This is a genomic window from Pontimicrobium sp. MEBiC01747 (assembly GCF_053601635.1).
Genome location: NZ_JBSHNS010000038.1, coordinates 1 through 1,745 on the forward strand (window position 1 = coordinate 1; position 1,745 = coordinate 1,745).

Annotated in this window: 3 protein-coding genes; 2 read left to right on the forward strand and 1 reads right to left on the reverse strand. The window is 26.4% G+C overall.

Annotated features, from left to right (window positions below):
* The first annotated feature begins 63 nt into the window (after window positions 1-63).
* Window positions 64-852 (forward strand): TerC family protein, encoded by a 789-nt coding sequence (locus ACVC2P_RS00525; RefSeq protein WP_452596530.1) that lies wholly within the window; start codon window positions 64-66, stop codon window positions 850-852.
* Window position 853: 1 nt separating this feature from the next.
* Window positions 854-1,432 carry a hypothetical protein gene (locus tag ACVC2P_RS00530; protein WP_452596531.1) on the forward strand — a complete coding sequence of 193 codons (579 nt, stop codon included), beginning with the start codon at window positions 854-856 and terminating at the stop codon, window positions 1,430-1,432.
* Here the strand turns inward: ACVC2P_RS00530 and ACVC2P_RS00535 are convergent.
* Window positions 1,429-1,745, reverse strand: a 317-nt coding sequence (locus tag ACVC2P_RS00535) for a hypothetical protein (protein ID WP_452596532.1), incomplete at its 5' end; no start/stop codon positions are given. The two genes, ACVC2P_RS00530 and ACVC2P_RS00535, sit on opposite strands and share 4 nt — an antisense overlap.

The window sequence follows — 1,745 nt, forward strand, 5'->3', positions numbered from 1 at the left end:
ATTCCTATGTAGGGGAGACTAAAAAGCAAAAGGGAAAAGCTTTTAAATTTTAACTGCATTTTTATGATAGAGTTCTTAACCTCCAGCGATGCCATATTTGCATTAATTACACTTACCTTTTTAGAAATTATTCTTGGTATAGATAATATTGTTTTTATATCTATTGCTGCTAATAAACTTCCTGAAGAGAAAAGAAAAAAAGTTACAAATATTGGGCTTTTACTAGCTATGGTACAACGTATTATTTTGTTGTTTTTTGTTTCGTTTTTAGTAGGTTTATCGGAACCTTTTTATAAGCTTAATTTAAGTTGGCTAAGTGTAGAAATAAGTTACCAAGCTATTATTTTATTTGTTGGTGGGTTGTTTTTAATTTATAAATCTACTTCCGAAATAAGAGAAAAAGTTGAAACTCCAGATCATGATAAAGATCAAGTTAAAGGCAAAACTATTAAGTCGCTACAACAAGCTATTGTGCAGATTTTAATTATAGATTTTATTTTTTCTATAGACTCTATTTTAACTGCTGTTGGTATGACAAATGGATTGTCTGAAAACCATAATTATAACCTTATATTAATGATTACTGCTGTTGTTATTTCTATTGCAGTAATGATAGGTTTTGCTAATAAAATTAGAAAATTTATAGATACACACCCAAGTTTACAATTATTAGCATTAGCTTTTTTAATTCTAATTGGTTTTATGTTAATTACTGAAGCTGCACATCTATCGCACACAAAATTATTTAATAAGGCAATTGGAGCAATACCAAAAGGGTATTTATATTTTGCAATTGCATTCTCTTTATTTATTGAATTTTTAGGTTATAAAACAAAAAAACGCAATACTTAATATGAAACATAAATTAAATAGTATAGCTCTTATTTTCTTTTTAGGCTTTCACTTTTCTATAGCTCAAAATAAGGAAGGCATCATTTTAAAAACGCCAACAGATTGGAGATATGAAAAAATAGATTTACCGTTAGATTTTGCGCCAAGCTTTGATTATAATGGTTTTGAAGAATTACGTTTTGCTCCTGGAATGTTTAATACGAAAGCAGAAAAGTATTTTTCTTATGCTTTTGTAATTACTATTAATGAAAATGTGAAACTACCAAAACGTAAGTTAAAACAGTTTTTACATAGTTATTATAGAGGTCTTTCTCAAACTGTAGCTAATTCTAAAAAAATAGAAATAGATTCTTCTAACATTACGGTTTCTTTAAAACGAAGAAAGAATATTTATAGCGGTAAGGTTTTATATTTAGACACTTTTAATTCTGGAGAAAAAGTAGTATTAAATATAGCTATAGAGGTTATTAATAATAAACAGACTAATACGGCATATATTATTGGATTAGTATCTCCTAAACCTAGAAATAGTAGTATTTGGAATGAATTATATGCTATTAGAAATGAGTTGAAATTTTAATAGTAAGTTATTTTTAAAATTGCATCTGTTACTAAAATGTCTTTTCCGTCTTCTATATTTATATATTTATAGGATACTAGATTGTTATGCTCATCATATTTATAAATAGACTTGCTATTATACTCTTCTGTTTTATTATCGTAAAATGAAAAAGAAGTATTGAATTCATTTATAATTATTGTATTGTTATTATAACTATAGTCTTGCGTATATACAGTATCGTCACTACTAGATTTATAAATAGATTGCATTAACTTATCGTCTTTGTAAACCCAATTTTGAGTTACAATTCCAGACACATAATCTGTTAACT

Coding starts and splice junctions, on each gene's coding strand:
- ACVC2P_RS00530 (WP_452596531.1), top strand. CDS start 854: ATGAAACATAAATTAAATAGTATAGCTCTTATTTTCTTTTTAGGCTTT.
- ACVC2P_RS00525 (WP_452596530.1), top strand. CDS start 64: ATGATAGAGTTCTTAACCTCCAGCGATGCCATATTTGCATTAATTACA.